We start from the raw sequence: 2095 nt of genomic DNA on the forward strand, positions 1-2095 counted from the left end.
CGTGCTCAGTCCTCGGCGTCGTCGAGCATTTGCTCGGCCTCGTCGACGACGTTGTCGACGGTGAAGCCGAAGTGCTTGAACAGGTCGCCGGCCGGGGCGGATTCGCCGAAGGTGGTCATGCCGATGATCCGACCCTCGAGACCGACGTACTTGTACCAGAGGTCCGGGTGGCCGGCCTCGATGACGAGGCGGTTACCGACCTCGGCCGGCAGCACGGCCTGGCGGTAGGCGGCGTCCTGGGCGTCGAAGACATCGGTGGACGGCATGGAGACCACACGCACCCGGCGGCCCTTGTCGCCGAGGGCGGTGGCGGCGTCCATGGCCAGACCGACCTCGGAGCCGGTGGCGATCAGGATCAGCTCCGGCGTGCCGTCGCCGTCCTTGAGGATGTAGCCGCCGCGCTGGATGTCGGCGAGCTGCTGCTTGTCGCGGGCCTGATGGGGCAGGTTCTGGCGCGACAGCACCAGGGCGGTGGGGCCGGACTGGCGCTTGAGGGCGGCGTTCCAGGCGGCGGCGGTCTCCACGGCATCGCAGGGGCGCCAGGTGGAGAGGTTGGGCGTTGAGCGCAGGGTGGTCAGCTGTTCCACCGGCTGGTGGGTGGGGCCGTCCTCGCCCAGGCCGATGGAGTCGTGGGTGAACACGTAGATACTGCGCAGCCCCATCAGCGCGGCCATGCGCACGGCGTTGCGCATGTACTCCATGAAGATCAGGAAGGTCGCGGTGTAGGGCACGAAGCCACCGTGCAGGGCGATGCCGTTGGCGATGGCGGCCATGCCGAACTCGCGCACGCCATAGTGCAGGTAGTTGCCGTCGGGGGAGCCTTCACGCGAGCCCTCGGGGCCGATCACTTTGGCACCGTTCCAGACGGTCAGGTTGGAGGGCGCCAGGTCGGCGCTGCCGCCGAGCAGCTCGGGCAATTGCGGGCCGAGCTCGTTGAGGCAGGCCAGCGAGGCCTTGCGCGAGGCGGTGGTCTCGGCCTTGTTCTGGGCCTGTTCGATCAGCGCTTCGCTGGTCAACTCGGCGGGCAGCTCGCCCTTCTGGCGGCGCAGGAACTCGCGGGCCAGCTCGGGATGGGCCTCGGCGTAGCGCTCGAAGCGGGCCTGCCAGTCGGCCTGGCGGCGATGGCCGGCCTCGGTGGCGTCCCAGCCCTGGTAGAGCGCCTCCGGCACATGGAAGGGCGCGTGCGGCCAGTCGAGCTGCTCGCGGGCGGCGGCGACCTCGTCCTCGCCCAGCGCCGCGCCGTGGCAGGCCTCGGTGCCCTGCTTGTTGGGGGCGCCGAAGCCGATCACCGTCTTGCAGATGATCAGGCTGGGCTTGTCGCTGTGCTGGCGGGCCAGCTCGATGGCGGCCTTGATCTCATCGGGCTTGTGACCATCGACATTGGGCACCACGTGCCAACCGTAGGCCTCGAAGCGCTTGGCGGTGTCGTCGGTGAACCAGCCTTCGACCTCGCCGTCGATGGAGATGCCGTTGTCGTCGTAGAAGGCGATCAGCTTGCCGAGCTGCTGGGTGCCGGCCAGGGAGGCGACCTCATGGGAGATGCCTTCCATCAGGCAGCCGTCGCCGACGAAGCAGTAGGTGTGATGGTCGACGATGGTGTGGCCGGGACGGTTGAACTGGGCAGCCAGGGTGCGCTCGGCGATGGCCATGCCGACAGCATTGGCCAGGCCCTGGCCCAGCGGGCCGGTGGTGGTCTCGATGCCCGGGGCGTAGCCGTACTCGGGATGGCCGGCGGTCTTGGCGTGGAGCTGGCGGAAGTTCTGCAGCTGCTCGAGGCCGAGTTCGTAGCCGGAGAGATGCAGGAGGGAATAGAGGAGCATGGAGCCGTGGCCGTTGGAGAGCACGAAGCGGTCACGGTCGGGCCAGTGGGGATCGGCGGGGTTGTGGACGAGGTAGTCGTTCCACAGGACCTCGGCGATGTCGGCCATGCCCATGGGGGCGCCGGGGTGACCGGAGTTGGCCTTCTGGACGGCATCCATGGAGAGGGCGCGAATGGCATTGGCCAGTTCGAAACGGGATGGCATTGGGGTTGCTCCTCGCCTGCGGCGGTAGTCTGCGAACACCGTCCGGCCGGGGAGGGGCCGGGCGTGTATCG

At 68.9% G+C, this 2095-nt stretch carries 1 protein-coding gene; it reads right to left on the reverse strand.

Annotated features, from left to right (window positions below; all coding sequences use genetic code 11):
- Positions 1-5 precede the first annotated feature (5 nt).
- Positions 6-2024: a transketolase gene (gene tkt / locus HSDC_RS16270; RefSeq protein ID WP_064701013.1), complete on the reverse strand. Its 2019-nt coding sequence runs from the start codon at positions 2022-2024 to the stop codon at positions 6-8.
- Positions 2025-2095: the final 71 nt, after the last annotated feature.

The organism is Halomonas caseinilytica, from assembly GCF_001662285.1.
Lineage (GTDB): Bacteria > Pseudomonadota > Gammaproteobacteria > Pseudomonadales > Halomonadaceae > Halomonas > Halomonas caseinilytica.

Coding starts and splice junctions, on each gene's coding strand:
- tkt (WP_064701013.1), bottom strand. CDS start 2,024: ATGCCATCCCGTTTCGAACTGGCCAATGCCATTCGCGCCCTCTCCATG.